We start from the raw sequence: 15106 nt of genomic DNA, 5'->3' as shown, positions 1-15106 counted from the left end.
CCGAGGATGTATGACCGCTGAGATATCCGCGAGCGGCGCTGCGGCCGCTCGCGGATACGGCACTACGACTTAGAAGGCAACGTAGGCCGACGTAGCGACGCCTTGATTGCCATCAGTGCTCGGATCGTAATTGACGTACACAGTGCGGCCATAGAAAAACGGCATGCCGAAATCGAAGGCGACGCCCGTCATGATCCCGCCGACGTTCCCGTACGCGAAGCCACCGTCCTCGAACAAATTCAGCGCGTTGGCGATGCTAAGCCCCGCCGAAACGTTGGTGCCGTTGAACCCTGTGACAGAAGGCGTCCGCGACACCGTCGAAGCGGGGCAGTAGAAGCCGATCGCGCGCGTGCACATCGTCGACGATAACGTGCTGTCAGGGAAGAACAGCCCGTTTGAGCCCGTATCGAAGAATGCCGCCGACACGCTCGTACCGCTCAGTGATGCACTTTGCACGTTGCCATAATGGTCGGTTGTGAGCTTCTGAATGCCGGAAGTCGGCACTACGTTGTTCGACTGCGTACCGATGCCGAACGTCAGGAACCCGGTTGCGCTCGTCGAACCCGACGACGTCACGGCCGGCATGTTCAGGATCACGCCCGTGTTGTCGGTCGGGAACAACCGGACCGGATTCGTCACTTGCGACGCTTCCACTACCGCGAGGTCCGTGCAGCTCGTCGAACTTCCCGACCCCGTGCAGCCGAAATAGACGCCGTTCGGCGTGGTTGCGCAGCCACTGCCGCAGTCGTATTCCGCGGGGCCGATGCCGAGAATGCCGTGCGCCGCGATTGACGACGACGTGTCGTTGAGCGTACCAACTGCGCAGCCGTCGTTAGTGCCGCCAGCCGCCGTTTGCGGCAGATCGCCCAGGACATGGATGGGCACGCTCGAAGCCGTTTCACCGCCGATCGTCACATCCGCCGTACGAACGGAGCCCCAGGTGTTGCCGTCGGCAAAACCGAAGCACTCGGCAACGGATTTGCCGCTCACTGTCTCGACCGGCAACGCCGCCTGCATGGTGCTGTTCAGCGCATCCAGCGTGAGCCGCAACCCCCACGACCCCGTATCGACCTGGATGTCGTTGATCGTTTGGCACGTGCTCGTGCCGTGAGCGCAAATCGTCACGCTGACCGTCGGAATGTTCGGGGCGTTTTTGACGCCCGACGCCACAGTCACGGCAACCTGGTTGCTCGCGAGCGTCGCGGGCAAGCTCGATACCGGGGCGCCGGCAGCGAGGACCGTGCTGTTAGACGTACCGCCCGTGCCGCCGCTGCCTGTCGACGTGCCCGCCGACGAATTGCCCGATCCGCCGCCACCACCACCGCAACCCGCGACGAGAGCGACAACTGCCGCCAAACCGAATGCAGCCAACATTCGGGCCAGTTTCCCATTGATACTCAACATGGTTCGCCTTGTTTTAGTTTGTTATTGGATGTCGGTGGCGCTCACGCCCGTCGGCAACGACTGCGGCAGATAGGCTTGCCCGGAGAACGCGCCCATATGGCCGCCGGAATGAACCACAAGATTGGGAAGCTCGACGGCCAGCGGACCACGGCCAGGATTAGCGGTGCGCTGCGAGACGCGCGCACTGTCGTATTGCGTGAAGTAGGTGCCGAGCAGTACGGGGAGGTTCGGCATGATCGGCCCACTCCACGCAATGCCGAATACTGTGCCCGCCGCCGTAGCGTACTCACGGACGACCGTGCCGGTGGCGAAAGTCGTTTGCGTCACCGTGTATGAGGCGGCGCTCGCGGTACCCGAGACGCCCGATGCAGCATGGACGACGGCCGCATTGGCCGAACTGGAGACAGCTCCAGCCGGCGCGGGCGTGGGCATGCCGCCGAGTGCAGCCGAGGCAGGTGCCGCCGCACCGAGCGCAGCACAACTGAACGCCGCGCAAAGCGCGGCGTGCAAGATCTGATTCGACATCAGGAGAGAACCCTTTTTATGGTTGGTTTTATCGCGCACATCGGCGCAGGTTTGCCGTTGCCATCCTTGCGAAAATCAACGGCGAGAATCGAACCCTCACTTCACGCCGGGGTGTCCCGGGAGACTACCCGAAATGCCCTGCCGGGTCCGCTGAACGGTGTATCTATTTCTCTAGTCTCCCCAGTCGCCCCAATTTGCTCGCAGTTGGTTTCAATCATTGAGCTTTAGTTTGCCGAGGCGATCTCTGCCTCGATTATCCTGGCTGTTATCTTCGATCTGGTACACGCGCGTACGCACCGCGGGAAGCTCGGGCGGCTCCTTGGCGATTCCCCAGGCGCTCAGCAAGCCTTCGAATGACGCACCGGCCGGCGTCGTCCGTGGCTCCGGCAGTGGGACGCCGGTAGAACGGTAGCGCGCGGATCCTCGCGCACTCGCGCCCTTATTGATGCGTTCGGCAGCCCCGTTGCGCATGGCGTAGCGCACGACATCCGACGCTTCGCGCGAATTCATCAACCCCGACGCAGTGATTTCGCTGACCGACGCGCTTTCGCGTTGCGCCAACCAGTGCAGCAGCGTAAGCGCACTAGCGTGAACCTTCATTGCAGGCCTCTCCCGTCCTTGTCTTGTCCCTGTCCCCGGCGAAGATCACGCGATGCACTGAACGGATTTCGCGGCGTTTACCATGTCATGTCGACACCCGCGAGCCAGAGTCGCGTCCATGCCGTTGCGCTTGATAGCGCCCGCGAACGTCAATCCCGTCGTGAGGACCGCGCTCGTCCGGAGCGTGAATTGCGTGTGCAGGCGTGTGCTGCACGCTGAGATGGGCCATCTGCTTTGCATTCGTTCATTCCCCGCACGCGCATGCGTTGGCGGTAACCCCCGAGCGGCCGGCGTGCCGCGTGTTTGCAATCGTATTAATTCTGTTCTTAAAAGGCTATCGGCAACCTTTAGACGAATCTTTAGCGCAGACCATTAGTTTATGAACGCTGCATTTACGCAGTCGTAATAAAAATGTAGGGATTTGAAATTGAATTGAATAACTCACCGAAAATCTCAGTGTGCCATTCCATACTCGTCGCCCACAGCCCGTCACAATCGACGCGGCCGCCCGGCCAGCGGCGAATGATGCAAAACACATAAACGCCACGCTGGCGCTTCGAGGCAACCGCAAATAAAAACGCACAAGGGATTCGAATGGAGTCGATCATATTGGGTCAGTGCGTGAAGGGCGCATGGCGCGACGGCTGGCGATATTTCCGTCACCACCCCGTATTTGCGGTTTTGCTACTGCCCTACGCGTGGCTTTCGTCGTCCGCCGTGAACACCCTGAGCCCCGACCGCACGCCGCCGTTCCGGCTCCTCACCTACCCGAGCTATTGGCGATATCTTGGCTGAACCTGGGGACTGGCCATCCTCGCTCCGGTGCTCGTCTGCCTGGATACGGGAAGTGTGGACCGATACGCGCGGGCATTGCTGGAGCATCTGGCCCATCCAGGTGTCGCAGGACTACCCACGCTCACGGCCTCGGTCGTCGTCGCCGCACCCGGCCTCGCGACGCGGCACCAGGCTCTCGCTTCGCTCGACACCCACAATCTGCTGGGCACCGCACTCGCTGCTTTCGGCGCGCTCTATCTGGGCGCGCCGTGTTCCGCCTGGCTATATCGGCGCTATGCCAACACCCTGAAGGCGAGCCTGGCGCGCTGAAGCCCGTTCACGCTGCCGGCGCGCGCCGCGCGAACAGGCGCCGCGTCAGATCGAACGCTACGAGGTTGCCCGAGACGACCAGCAAAAGACCGATAACCGCAAGCAAGGACCACCGGTAGCCCTCGTAGACCGTCGAAACCGCCAGCGCGACGATCGGGAACAAGACCGTGCAATACGCCGCGCGCTCGGGCCCGATCCGGCCAACGAGCGTCAGATAGGCCGTAAAGCCGATCACTGACCCTGCTACGACGAGCCAGGCCAGCGCGCCGAGATAGCGCGCATCCATTTCGAGCCTGAACGGCAATCCGGCCGCGGCACTGCCGGCCACGAGCACAGCGGTGCCGATCAGCATGGCCCAGCCGTTCGTGACGAGCGGATTGAGCCCCATCGACTGCATGCGGCTGGATAGCAGATTGCCCGTGGAAAAGCACAGCGTGCCGAGGAAGGCCACGGCGAGGCCGAGCCACGCGGTCTGATCGCCGATATGGCCGGCCATCTGCTGCAGGAAAAGACAAACGATCCCGATCAGGCCCAGTACGGCGCCGCCCACGGCGGAGGGTTGCAGCGGCCGCCCCATGAAAATGCGTCCGTTGATCGAATTCAAGAGCGGCGCGGTCGAAAACACCACGGCCACGAGCCCGCTCGGCACGATGTTCTCGGCATAGTAAAAGCACAGGAAATTGAGGCAGAACAGCGCCAGCCCCTGGGCGACGAGATAGCGCCACGCCGCGCGCGGCGGCCAGATGGGGCGGCGCATCACGCCCAGCAGCGCAAACACCAGAAGTGCCGCGAGCCCGAAACGCCAGGCGATCGAAACGGGCGCGGGCACGACGCCAAGCTGCCACTTGATAGCGATCCAGGTGGTGCCCCAGATCAGGACGGTGAGCACGTAGAGTAAGAGATTCATCGCGGGAAAGGACCTCGAGTCGATGCCCCAACTATGGCGCACGGGGCCGGCGCGGACTTGTCCAGGATTGCGCATTTCTTGCCTGCGCCCGGCCACGGCCAGCAACGGCGGGGGCGCGAGCGTATACTTTCAAAAGCCGCTCTGACTACCCGCTTTGTGGACCCCATCACCGCCTTGCAGCACGCCGCCCCGACCATGAACGCCCAGGTGCCGCTTCCCGCACCCGCCCTCGCCAATACGCCCTTTGGGCTGCATTCGGTGTGCCGCACGCTGAGCGAGGCCAATGCGACACTGGAGCGCTTTGCGTGGCTCGGCGACCAGTTCGCGGCCGCCGTGTGGACGCGCGTCACGCGCGAGGCCGAAACCGTCTATGACCGGCCGGGCCATCACACGCTGTCGTGCTATCTCGACGGCGGCTACCGCACGGAGCGGCAGAAACTGCCTGGCGTGTACGGCGCGCCAAGCCGCCTCTGCGCGCTGCCCGGCGACCATGAATCGCGCTGGTGGGTGCGCGGCCACATGCATTTCATGCACCTGTATTTCCTGCCCGAGCACTTCACGCAGCGCGCGGTGCGCGAGCTCGACCAGGAACCGCGCGAACTCACTCTCGCTGACCGCACGTATTTCGAAGACGAACGCATTGCCGTGCTCTGCCAGGCGCTGGCCAACGAGAACTGGGCCGATCCAGATGGACTTTTACGCAGCAACGAAACGGCGCACGACGTGCTGAGCCTGCTGCTGCGCAGCCAGGGCGTGCGGTGCGCGGGCGCGGCCCTCAAGGGCGGCCTCGCCGTATCGACACGGCGGCGGCTGCGCGACTATATCGACGCCCACCTGGGCGAGACGCTGACGCTCGGCGCACTGGCCGATGTCGCGTGCCTTTCCGAGTACCATCTCGCGCGTATGTTTCGCACCTCGTTCGGGCGGCCGCCGCATGCGTGGATCGCCGCCCAGCGTCTGGAGCGCGCCCGCCTGCTGTTGCGCACGACCGCTCTGCCGCTCGCGCAGATTGCCGCAGAGTGCGGGTACGCGAACGCGAGCCACTTCAGCCATCGCTTCCGCGATGCATTCGGCGCCGCGCCGAATGTCTATCGTCAAGCATTCCTGAAGTAGTCGTATGTCCCTCGATCCCGCCGTGCGTGGCTCCATGTTTTGCCACGCGGCTGGGTCTTGTCGCGACTGCTGGGCCTGCCTATCGTGACGTCATGCCCTCGACGTTCACCGCAAAGAGCCCGTCATGTTCCGAACCATCGTCGAACACACTTCGCGTTTTAGCGCCGTTTTCCCCTTATCGCCCGCTCTGCGCACGACCTTGCGCGGCGGCGCTATTGTCCTTGCGGCAGTCATGGCATTCACGCTTGCGCTCACGTTCGCGCCACACAGCACTCGCGCTAATCTTGCGCTGTGTGTTGCATCGTACTCCGAATCATTTTCGGAACACGACAGGATAGATGCACACAACGCCCAGTCCCTCGCGATCGAACGCTGCATCGAGTAGCCGCGGCACTCCATCGGCAAAAATCCCCCATAACGCCGAGGCTTTGTCACAATGTGCGCTACGCGTCGGCAATGAGACGCCTTGTCAAAGGAGATCGTGATGGCGGAACTTGTGACTTGCCTGTGGTTCGATGAAGGTAGAGCACGCGAAGCGGCGGAGTTCTACGCCGCGACGTTTCCGGACAGCCATGTCGGGGCAGGCCATGTATCCCCGATACCAGGCATCGGTGCGGGGGCGGAACTGGTGGTCGAATTCACGGTGCTCGGCCGGCGCTTCGTGGGCTTGAACGGCGGCCCCAACTTCCAGGCGAACCAGGCCGTGAGCTTCATGGTCGAGACCCACAGCCAGGAAGAGACCGACCGCTACTGGAACGCCATCGTCGGCAACGGCGGCGAGGAATCGGATTGCGGCTGGTGCAAGGATCGCTGGGGTTTTTCGTGGCAGATCACGCCAAAGCGCCTGCTCGAATGCGTCTTCGGCACTGATCGCGAAGCCGGCAAGCGCGCGATGGAAGCGATGATGACCATGCGCAAGATCGACATCGCCGGGATCGAGCGCGCCGCCGCAGCGAAGTAGGCAACACGCCGCCGGACACCGCAATCGCCACATAGCTGGCATGCAGATGGCGCCGACATGGCGCGCGTGTCATATCAGGCGCATAAAGCGCCAACCACGCCGCGAGCAGGGAACGATACCTGCGAGATGCCCTCGTACGCACAAGGGCGACGCTCACGATAAGTGAGCCGCCGCCCTGACATTCATCGAGCGGTCGACGCCAGCCTGAGCTGGCGCCGCCGCGATGCTTGCGAGGGCACCATGGAGTCTCGCCAGAGGCGTTCGATCGAAGTCGACTTTTTCCGCGGCGTCGTGCTGATTGTGATCGTGCTCGATCACATACCGGGCAGCGCCTTGGCGCAGCTGACGCTGCACGCTTACGCGCTGTGCGACTCCGCCGAAGTGTTCGTGTTTCTCGGCGGGTACGCGTCGGCCGCGGCCTTTATGGCCGTGCGCGCGCACCGTGGCATGAGCGCCGCGCAAGCGCGCTTCCTGCGCCGCAGCTGGGAGATCTACCGCGCCTATCTGCTGACCGCCCTCCTCACGCTGCTTTCTGGCGCGATGCTCGCGCTCCTGAACCTCAATCCTGCCGCCGCCGACCTGAGCGGCTGGGCGTCGTTTGCCACGCATCCGCTGCGCGAGACCCTCCACGTCGTCTTGCTCGCCCGCCAGCCGTATCTGTCCAGCGTGCTGCCGATGTATGTCATATTTGCGCTGTGCGTGCCCGCAGCCGTCCCCTTCGCCCGCCGCGCGCCGCTCGCCACGCTGATCTGCAGCCTGCTGCTCTGGGCCTTCGCGCCGTTGCTGGCTGCGCTCATCGGCGCGAGCACGCTCGCGAACTGGCCGTTCAACCCATTCGCGTGGCAGTTGATGTTCGTATTCGGCATGCTCTGCCGGCTGCACCCGCTTCCGCCCGGCTTCAAGACCTCGGAAACCGCGCGCTGGCTGGTACGATGCGCGTTCGCCGCGGTGGTGCTGTTCGCGGCGGTTAAATGGTTCCTCCTGATTCAACCCATGCCTGGGGCAATGAAACAGCATCTGGCCTTCGCGCGCGTCGTCAACTTCATCGGCATTGCCATGGTGGCGGCGTATTTCGTCCATCGCGGCACGATCGCGCGGATCGCCGCGCGCGTGCCCGCCGTCGTGACCGTTGGCCGCACGGGGCGCGTGTGTTTCGTCGGCGGCACGCTGAGCTCGGTGATCGTCGACACCGCCACGCCACACGCGCTGCACGGCGCGGCGGCGTTCGCGGCAGCGCTGGCTGGCGACATCGTCGCGATCGGCGCGACGCTCATGCTCGCCAGGGCGTGGCGCGGCACCCTCGGGCGCCAGAAGGAGAAGGCCCGGGCGAGCGTCAACGGAGCCGGCTGCGGATGATACGACGGGGCAAGCGCGCACTCGGATCCCTCAAGGCGATCGCCATCGCCACGCTCACGCTCATCGCTAGCGGCCCCGTTTTCGCCCAGCACACGCCTTCGCTGCCGCTGCATTGCACCGACCTTGCCGGCGCGCTGCTGCCGCCCACGAGCATCGGCCTGCCGACCAACGGTGCGCTCGTGCAGAGCGCCGCGATGATCTCCGCGACCGCCACAGGCAATCTCAACGGCGACTTCTGCCGCTTGACCGGCGTGATCCGCGCCCGGAGCGCCGGGACGCCGGACATCCGCTTCGAAGTCAATCTGCCGAGCCGCTGGAACGGCCGTGCGCTGCAATTCGGCGGTGGCGGCTACAGCGGCGTCGTGGTGACGGGAACCGGCCCGATGCCCTTCTCGCCCGACCGCGCGCCGCTCGCGCGCGGCTATGCGACCTTCGGCGACGACTCCGGCCACAATGGCACCTCGTCCGAGGCCAACTTCGGACTGCTCGAAGAAGCCGTGACCAACTTCGGCTACGCGCATTTGAAGAAAGCGCATGACGTTGCGCTCGCACTGATCACGCTCGGCTATGGCAAGCCGCCGGAGCACGTGTATTTCGCGGGCGGCTCGACAGGCGGCCGCGAAGGCTATACCGTGATCCAGCGCTATCCCGATGACTACGACGGCGTGATCGCGAATTCGCCCGCGCTGAACTTCTCGGGCGTGCGCTTGACGGGCGTCGTGGTGGGCCAGCACGAATACCGCACGCCGGGCGGCTATCTGTCGCCGCAACTGCTGGAGCGCGTGTACGAGCGCGTGATGCAGGCATGCGATACACTCGACGGCGCGGCGGACGGCCTGATCAGCGACGTCGAAGCCTGCCGCGCGAAAGAGCCCGAGATCATCGACTCGCTGCGTTGCTCCTCACAGGATCAGACGGATCGCCAGCACGCCCCCGACGACTGCCTGACGCCACCGCAACTGGCGACGCTGGAAAGCCTGCGAGACGGCCTGCGCCTGCCCTACGCGCTCGCCTGGAATGCGGACACCTATCGCGGCTACAACGTCTTCCAGGGCACGCGCTTCACGAGCATGCTGGGCCTCGCGCATGAGCCGCAGCGGCTGACTCAACTGGGGTTCGTCGCCAATGGCTACCTGTACGCGCAGGGCGATGCGTACCTCAAATACTTCATCACGCACGACCCGACTTTCGATTCGACGAACTTCGACGTAATGCATCCCGGCCGTCACCGCGAGCGCCTGTTTACGCTGTCGACGACGATCGGCGCGATGAATCCGGACGTGTCGCGCTATATCGCGCGAGGCGGCAAGCTCATCACCTTGCAAGGACTCGCCGATGAGGTCATCAGCCCAAACCAGACCATCGCCTACTACCAGGGGCTGGTGGGGCGCTACGGCGAAGAGCGCGTGGACAGCTTCATGCGGCTCTACATGGTGCCGGGTTACCAGCACGGCAACGGCGTGTTCATTCCGTCCGTCGATCTGCTGGGCGCGCTCGACGACTGGGTCACGCATGACAGCGCGCCGGAAACCTTGTTCGCGACCGACATTGCCCAGGCCACGAACGGCCGCACGCGGCCGCTGTGCCGCTACCCGGCGTTTCCGCGCTATCTGGGCAAGGGTAGTCTGAATCGCGCGACCAGTTTCACGTGCGTGATGCCGCAATGACCGATGCGCGCTACGCGTCGCGCACCCGGCGAGCGGCACGCTGAGGCAGCACCACGATGCAGCCGACGATGAAGATCATCAGCAGCGCCGATGCATAAAAGCGGCTGAAGTGCAGGCCGCCGTCAGCGACGGGCTTGTCGAGCAGATCGCCCAGCGTCGCGCCGAGCGGACGCGTGAGCACGAACGCGAACCAGAAAAGCGCCGTGCGCGAAACGCGCGGCCACAACCACAGCAGCGCGACGACGACGAGGCCTGCGCCGAAGATCGCAGCACCGTATTCGTAGCCTACGCCAAGGCCGCCGCGGTCTTCGCCCGCCACCCAGTCGCCCAGCGCGGTGCCGAGCGTCTGCGAAAACAGGATCGTAATCCAGTAAAACCACTCGACGCGCGGCGTCGCGACGCTCTCGATCGACACCGTGCCTTCTACGCGGTACCAGATCGCGAGACTGGCCACGAGCAACAGCAGAATGATCGAGACGCCCCCGGGATAGCCTACGCCGAGCGAACGGTCGCAAAAGTCGGCGAGCGTCGTGCCGAGCGTGGTCGTGGCGACGATCGTCGCCCAATAAAGCCACGGGTAGAAGCGCTGTGCGCGGATCTGCGCCCCAACCAGCACGACGAAGCATGCGAGAAAAATGAGGGTGCCAACCAGATAGCCCAGATTCAGTGACATCGTCACCCAGTCACCGCCGGTTTCGCCGAGCGTGGTGCAAGCAATCTTGATGATCCAGAAGCCGAGCGTCACGGCGGGGACCTTGCTGACCGTATCTTCGATGAGACTTCGTGTGGTGGTGGACATGAACACTCCTTGCGCCGCATGACGGGCGGAACGAAACAGCTTGGGACTATATGCCGCCGTTGCTTAACTAAACCTTAACCACGGCCGAATATGCACTAGATGCGCATCGTTGCCTGCGCATAAGCAAACTCTAAGGTTGGCTGCGTAGCCTGTGGACATACGTCGCGGTGATCGGACGTCGCGATGTTGAATGCGGTTGCAAAACGGTTTTGCGATCCGTACATTTTTTCAGTAATCCGAAGTAACTTTTGTTACATGGAGTCTGTATCATGAAACTTATACTTGCTACTGCTATTGTCTCGCTTGCCGTCGCGTTGCCCGCCGCCGCCTTTGCACAGGACACTGAACCTGCGGCACAAACCAGGCAGATGCAGATGCAGATGCAGCAACCGGCAAACCCGCAGCACGCCAGCACGCAACCCACCGACGATTCCGGCTACGGCATGGAAAGCTCGGGCACCTCGAATGCGTCGGTCGCGCAAATGTCGCGCCACGACGCACTCATGTCACACGAGGGCCGCAACGACCTGTTCGCGCATCATTAATGTGCGAACAGGTCGCGCCGGCTGGCGTGACGATGGCCTGAAGCGCGGCACATGCGCGATCAACGCGTGAGTTCACCCGCCACCGCGCCGCTTGTCGCGCGCCAGTTCACTCGGCGGCATGGCGTCGCTTTCCTGCAGGGGTTCACCGGCAAACCGGCGCTTGCCGGCCTGATCGCTGGCGATGCTCGACGCTTCTCCTTCTGCGTCATATTCGGCGGCAACCTGTTTTTCGGCGCGGCTCCAATATTCGTCCGCCCGACCTTCCGGCGCGCCGTCGTCTTCCCAGAGTTGATAAGCGCGTCGCCGGATGCGCTCTTCCCGTTGCTCATTCATGGTCATTCCTCCGATGGTGCGCGTGTGAGCAGCGCGGCAACCGGCTAGCCGCGACTGCGGATGGCGCACTGCATGTACAGCGAGCAAACACGGTGCCCGATGCGTGCGTCATACTTACGCCACCCCCAATCGAATCCCTGTCGAAGAAGATCGCTCATGACCGACACGAACACGCTACGTCCCTTCGCTTTCGTCCTTGCCGTCCAGGACCTCGAACGCAACGCGGCATACTTTCGCGACGTGCTTGGCTTTCGGGTAGATTGGGCCGATTCGACCGACTGGCGAATCGTCGAGAGGGGCGGCGTGCGGATCATGCTCGGCCATTGCCCCGATGCGTTGTCCCCGGCGGCGACGGGCGATCACAGCTACTTCGGCTATCTGGAAGTCGATGACGTTCAAGCGTTTCACGATGAAATCGCGCAACGAGGTGCAATTGTCCTGCAGCCTCCGCTCGATCGCCCGTACGGCATGCGCGAATGCACCGTGGCCACACCGGATGGCCACCGGTTCGTAGTGGGTCAAAGCATTACGTGACCCACGCCTGGTGTCTGTCTACGATACCCGCCGCACGAGCGACGTTTCCCAACATCCGCACGCCAAAGTCAGTCAGCGCGACACGGCGAAACCGATGCGCGCAGCCCAGCGGTGCTGGTTGTAATCGAGAAGATCTTCGGCGTAGCCGTTGAAGTAGTTGAGGAACAGATACCCGCCCCATGCATTGCCGAATAGCTTGGCAAGCGGGTATGTAAATTGCACATCGACGCTTCCATAGGTCGATCTCGTGCCTTTTCTCAGCGTCGTTGCGAGTTGCCAGCCATCAGGGCTGCCGTATTTGAACAGCAGATCGACATAGCCGCGATAGTGGGCTATATCCCCATTCGTCTCCTGGATGTGCTCATACGCGTAGATTTTCGGCTCGATGGTCAGGTGGTTCGCGTTGAGGTCGCCGAAATCCCAGATCGGCTTCACGTACACGATGTCGACGCCGCGTGAACCCGGACCGGGCGTCCCGTTCGATTCGTGCTCGTAGCCGGTCTCGATACCCATCCGGGTGAACCAGCTGGACCTCCAACCGGTGTCCTCGAGGTAGTAGAAAAGCGCGGGCATGTAGCTCGTATCGTGGAACGGCGACTCGTCCCCGCGGACATCCCAAAGCGAAGTCTGCGTATAAGCAAAATAGAGGTTGTCGAGGAAACCGCGTGAGCGCGGATCGTCCGGCAAGATGAAGCGGAATTTGATACTGATCTGGAATCTTGCGAGATCCGCGTCGCTCGATGACCAGCCGTCCGCGAAATAGTTTGGCTGGTAGAACGAAAGACGGCCCGCGAGGAAAGTGCCAATATCGGGCACCAGCGAATTCGGGGGCTTTACGGTGGAAGGCGGCATTTGCGCCGCAAGTGAAGCATTGCCCGCCATGGGTCCTTCGGCTGGCGCCGGGGCGACCGGTTCCGATGCGGACGCAACCGTTGCCGCTGGCACCAAAGGCGCGGAGGCAGGCGCCGCGGCGTTCGCCGTTGCCGAAGCCGGCATGCGCGTGAGCAGGACCACGGAAGGCGAAACGTCCACGCCCGGCACGTCCACTCTCAAAGCGCCGCGCGCCCACTTGGGCCATGCCGCGCTATAGCTCACGGCCTTCATCTCTCCGGCGGCGAGCCGCAAATGCTCGGGTGCGCCTGGTTCGCGCGCGAGCAGCACGGCCTTCGGCAACGCCTCTCCATTGGTCAGCGTGATGCTCAAATCGCGCGGCACGTCGATCGAAGTGCCGGTCGGCGCATCGCCGGTATACACGATCGTCACGACGAGCGGTTCGTCCGATCTCGCCTCGCGCGGCGGGCGCATGATGGACACGGCGGCGCGGCTCGCAGGCACATAGCCCGCCAAAGTTGCCACGGCCAGCGTGGCGCACGCCAGTCTTCCCCACGCTAACCGGGCGACGGGAGCGGAATGCGAATGGGATGCCCTCTGAAATGCCAATCGAATCGCCACGTTGCCTCCTTGTATCGTCAGAATGCCTCGCTGCCGGGCGAGCCAAGCCGATTTTCTGCGTGAGTGAAGCGTGGTGCTTTGCGGGAATCGTGCCCTATTCCCTCTTTTCCCTGTTATTCGCTGTTACATAGAGGATGCCGAATTTGGTTGCCGCCGCTGCTATGATCAAAATGGTTCGTTCCGACTTGCCGGCCATTGCCGGCGAACGCTTTTCGCGAGGGCTGACAATGAAACCTGTCCTGCTTGCGCTAGCCCTGCTCGGCACTTCCACGTGCTGGGCGCAGGCCAGCGCTCCGGCTGCGTCGTCGCATCAGCATCACGTCGAAACTGTCGACGACCGCGTGAAAGAACTGCATGCCGAACTGAAGATTACTCCGGCCGAAGAGGATCAGTGGGCGAAAGTGGCCGACGTCATGCGCAACAACGCGAAAACGGTGGATGATCTGATCCAGCAGCGGCACGATAATGCCCAGCAGCAAACCGCGGTGGAGAACCTTCAATCGTGGAACGAAATCGCCCAGGCGAATGCCGACGGCAGCAAGGCGATGCTCGATGCCTTCTCGGCGCTTTACGCGACCATGCCCGACTCGCAGAAGAAGCTTGCGGACGCCGCTTTCCGGCCCGCTGAAGCGCACACGAAATAACCAGCCGCGAGCGTCCGCAACGCGCGCTCGCGACGGAGGATCGGCGATGAAACTCCGTGTGTTGAAGTTTGCATTCCTCTGTATCGCGACGACGCTGTGCGCGATGCAAACCGCACAGGCGCGCGTGAACGTCAATGTCGGCGTGGGCATCGGGATTCCTGGGGCGTTCTACGCGCCGCCGCCGCCCGTATTCTTCATGCATCCCGCCGCGCCGATGTGGCCGCCTCCCGTTGTGTATTCGCGGCACGGCTTTTCTCCGTGGCACCGCCCTCCGCATTTCATGGGTCCGCGACACGTCCGGCATCCCGGCTGGGGACCGCCACCGCCACGCTGGCGCTAGAGGCGCCGTGATCCACTACGCGGTAAACAAAAAAAGCCACGGCTCGCGAAAGCCGCGGCTCATCTCACTCCTCAGCGGTATCAGGCGCCGAGCGCGGGATCGCTATAGCTCGCGTGGCCCGTTTCGACATGCCCCGCAATGCGGCGCACGAACGTCGCATCGCTATCGACCGTGATCGTCAGGTCGTACCAGCCGTACGCGTTGCGCAGGTCGAGATAAAGCTGCTCGGTGTCGCCGCCGGGCACCGTGCGCTGGATCTTCGTGCCCGGGTCGTACGCGTTGACGATCGTGAACTGGCAGCGCGCGCCGCCCTTGTTCTCGAGGCGCAGTTGCAGGTTGCCGTTCGCCACGTCGTAGCCCTCGGCCACTTCGGGGCGCGCCGTTTCGTTGCCGCCGAACCAGTCCGACTTGACCTGCGTGCCCGCGAAACGGCGCAGAAACCCGTTCGGTCCATGCACGCTGAAGTCGTATGCGCCGCTCGCGCCAATCGCGAGCTTGTCCTGCAGATGCTTGCCGGCTTCGACCGTATAGGTGCGCGGCGCATCGGTGCTGCCCGCCGTGTAGACGAGGAACACTGCACCGGCGCGGCCCGAATTGACGAAGCGCGTGGAAACGTCGCCCGAGCTGGCGTTCGAATCGAAGCGCACGAACAGTTCGTACGGCAGCGGCCGCGCGTTGCGCACGCCCGCTTCCTGCTTCGGCACGCTGCGCGGCGTGCGCGGCTTCGGCGACACGCGCGCGATCACGCTGCCTACCGGCAAGCCGGTGTGGAACCAGCCGCTCGCGGCCGGCGCGGGCGAAGTGCTGCCGTTTCATCCCACG

18 protein-coding genes and 1 pseudogene are annotated in these 15106 nt (G+C 63.6%); 11 read left to right on the top strand and 8 right to left on the bottom strand.

All coding sequences use genetic code 11. The features are described from left to right. Positions 1-69: 69 nt before the first annotated feature. The 3 genes from AB4Y43_RS36330 to AB4Y43_RS36320 all read right to left on the bottom strand — a co-directional run bounded on the left by AB4Y43_RS36330 (position 70) and on the right by AB4Y43_RS36320 (position 2529). Positions 70-1374, bottom strand: coding sequence for a DUF3443 family protein (locus AB4Y43_RS36330; RefSeq protein WP_368729986.1), 1305 nt, complete (start codon positions 1372-1374; stop codon positions 70-72). Positions 1375-1425: 51 nt separating this feature from the next. Continuing rightward, positions 1426-1929 (bottom strand): DUF2844 domain-containing protein, encoded by a 504-nt coding sequence (locus tag AB4Y43_RS36325; protein WP_083245199.1) that lies wholly within the window; start codon positions 1927-1929, stop codon positions 1426-1428. Positions 1930-2139: 210 nt separating this feature from the next. Further along, entirely contained in the window at positions 2140-2529 is a 390-nt protein-coding gene (locus AB4Y43_RS36320) for a hypothetical protein (RefSeq protein WP_368619880.1), read from the bottom strand. A gap of 594 nt (positions 2530-3123) precedes the next feature. Between AB4Y43_RS36320 and AB4Y43_RS36315 the strand changes: the two genes are divergently transcribed. Both AB4Y43_RS36315 and AB4Y43_RS36310 read left to right on the top strand, forming a co-directional pair. Beyond that, positions 3124-3324 carry a hypothetical protein gene (locus tag AB4Y43_RS36315; RefSeq protein WP_368619881.1) on the top strand — a complete coding sequence of 67 codons (201 nt, stop codon included), beginning with the start codon at positions 3124-3126 and terminating at the stop codon, positions 3322-3324. A 54-nt stretch (positions 3325-3378) separates the two neighbouring features. Continuing rightward, positions 3379-3633, top strand: coding sequence for a hypothetical protein (locus AB4Y43_RS36310; RefSeq protein WP_368729985.1), 255 nt, complete (start codon positions 3379-3381; stop codon positions 3631-3633). Between the two features lie 7 nt (positions 3634-3640). On the opposite strand, the gene AB4Y43_RS36305 is transcribed toward AB4Y43_RS36310, so the two are convergent. Next, positions 3641-4540, bottom strand: coding sequence for a DMT family transporter (locus AB4Y43_RS36305; RefSeq protein WP_368729984.1), 900 nt, complete (start codon positions 4538-4540; stop codon positions 3641-3643). A 195-nt stretch (positions 4541-4735) separates the two neighbouring features. Here AB4Y43_RS36305 and AB4Y43_RS36300 point away from each other — a divergent pair, with 195 nt between their 5' ends. The 5 genes from AB4Y43_RS36300 to AB4Y43_RS36280 all read left to right on the top strand — a co-directional run bounded on the left by AB4Y43_RS36300 (position 4736) and on the right by AB4Y43_RS36280 (position 9637). Continuing rightward, positions 4736-5653 carry a helix-turn-helix domain-containing protein gene (locus tag AB4Y43_RS36300; RefSeq protein ID WP_368729999.1) on the top strand — a complete coding sequence of 306 codons (918 nt, stop codon included), beginning with the start codon at positions 4736-4738 and terminating at the stop codon, positions 5651-5653. A gap of 124 nt (positions 5654-5777) precedes the next feature. After that, on the top strand, positions 5778-6038 hold the full coding sequence (locus tag AB4Y43_RS36295; RefSeq protein WP_368729983.1) for a hypothetical protein: 261 nt from the start codon (positions 5778-5780) through the stop codon (positions 6036-6038). A gap of 99 nt (positions 6039-6137) precedes the next feature. Further along, complete coding sequence (locus AB4Y43_RS36290) at positions 6138-6614, top strand: VOC family protein (RefSeq protein WP_069263777.1); 477 nt, start codon at positions 6138-6140, stop codon at positions 6612-6614. A gap of 240 nt (positions 6615-6854) precedes the next feature. Then, on the top strand, positions 6855-7970 hold the full coding sequence (opgC, locus tag AB4Y43_RS36285; protein WP_368729982.1) for an OpgC domain-containing protein: 1116 nt from the start codon (positions 6855-6857) through the stop codon (positions 7968-7970). Further along, entirely contained in the window at positions 7967-9637 is a 1671-nt protein-coding gene (locus tag AB4Y43_RS36280) for a tannase/feruloyl esterase family alpha/beta hydrolase (RefSeq protein ID WP_368729981.1), read from the top strand. Before opgC ends, AB4Y43_RS36280 begins: the two co-directional genes overlap by 4 nt. A 10-nt stretch (positions 9638-9647) precedes the next feature. Here the strand turns inward: AB4Y43_RS36280 and AB4Y43_RS36275 are convergent, their stop codons facing one another. After that, positions 9648-10436 (bottom strand): hypothetical protein, encoded by a 789-nt coding sequence (locus tag AB4Y43_RS36275; protein ID WP_069263771.1) that lies wholly within the window; start codon positions 10434-10436, stop codon positions 9648-9650. A gap of 269 nt (positions 10437-10705) precedes the next feature. On the opposite strand from AB4Y43_RS36275, the gene AB4Y43_RS36270 reads away from it, so the two are divergent. After that, complete coding sequence (locus tag AB4Y43_RS36270) at positions 10706-10981, top strand: hypothetical protein (RefSeq protein WP_368729980.1); 276 nt, start codon at positions 10706-10708, stop codon at positions 10979-10981. A 72-nt stretch (positions 10982-11053) separates the two neighbouring features. Here the strand turns inward: AB4Y43_RS36270 and AB4Y43_RS36265 are convergent, their stop codons facing one another. After that, on the bottom strand, positions 11054-11314 hold the full coding sequence (locus tag AB4Y43_RS36265) for a DUF2934 domain-containing protein (RefSeq protein WP_069264161.1): 261 nt from the start codon (positions 11312-11314) through the stop codon (positions 11054-11056). A 156-nt stretch (positions 11315-11470) separates the two neighbouring features. Between AB4Y43_RS36265 and AB4Y43_RS36260 the strand changes: the two genes are divergently transcribed. Beyond that, positions 11471-11848: a VOC family protein gene (locus AB4Y43_RS36260; RefSeq protein ID WP_342947567.1), complete on the top strand. Its 378-nt coding sequence runs from the start codon at positions 11471-11473 to the stop codon at positions 11846-11848. 72 nt (positions 11849-11920) lie between these two features. On the opposite strand, the gene AB4Y43_RS36255 is transcribed toward AB4Y43_RS36260, so the two are convergent. Further along, positions 11921-13153 (bottom strand): phospholipase A, encoded by a 1233-nt coding sequence (locus AB4Y43_RS36255; RefSeq protein WP_368729998.1) that lies wholly within the window; start codon positions 13151-13153, stop codon positions 11921-11923. 290 nt (positions 13154-13443) lie between these two features. Between AB4Y43_RS36255 and AB4Y43_RS36250 the strand changes: the two genes are divergently transcribed. Then, complete coding sequence (locus AB4Y43_RS36250) at positions 13444-13944, top strand: Spy/CpxP family protein refolding chaperone (RefSeq protein ID WP_256094627.1); 501 nt, start codon at positions 13444-13446, stop codon at positions 13942-13944. A gap of 46 nt (positions 13945-13990) precedes the next feature. Further along, a complete protein-coding gene (locus AB4Y43_RS36245; RefSeq protein WP_035512844.1) occupies positions 13991-14284 on the top strand; it encodes a hypothetical protein in 294 nt (97 codons plus the stop codon). An 80-nt stretch (positions 14285-14364) separates the two neighbouring features. On the opposite strand, the pseudogene AB4Y43_RS36240 reads toward AB4Y43_RS36245, so the two are convergent. Further along, positions 14365-14994, bottom strand: a pseudogene (locus tag AB4Y43_RS36240) (phospholipase domain-containing protein); the annotation flags it as partial. Positions 14995-15106 lie beyond the last annotated feature (112 nt).

Origin of the sequence: Paraburkholderia sp. BR10872 (assembly GCF_040965835.1) — a bacterium.
GTDB classification, from domain to species: Bacteria; Pseudomonadota; Gammaproteobacteria; order Burkholderiales; family Burkholderiaceae; genus Paraburkholderia; species Paraburkholderia nodosa_A.
The sequence above is the reverse complement of the archived record's forward strand: the minus strand, read 5'-3'. Positions and strand labels throughout refer to the sequence as shown.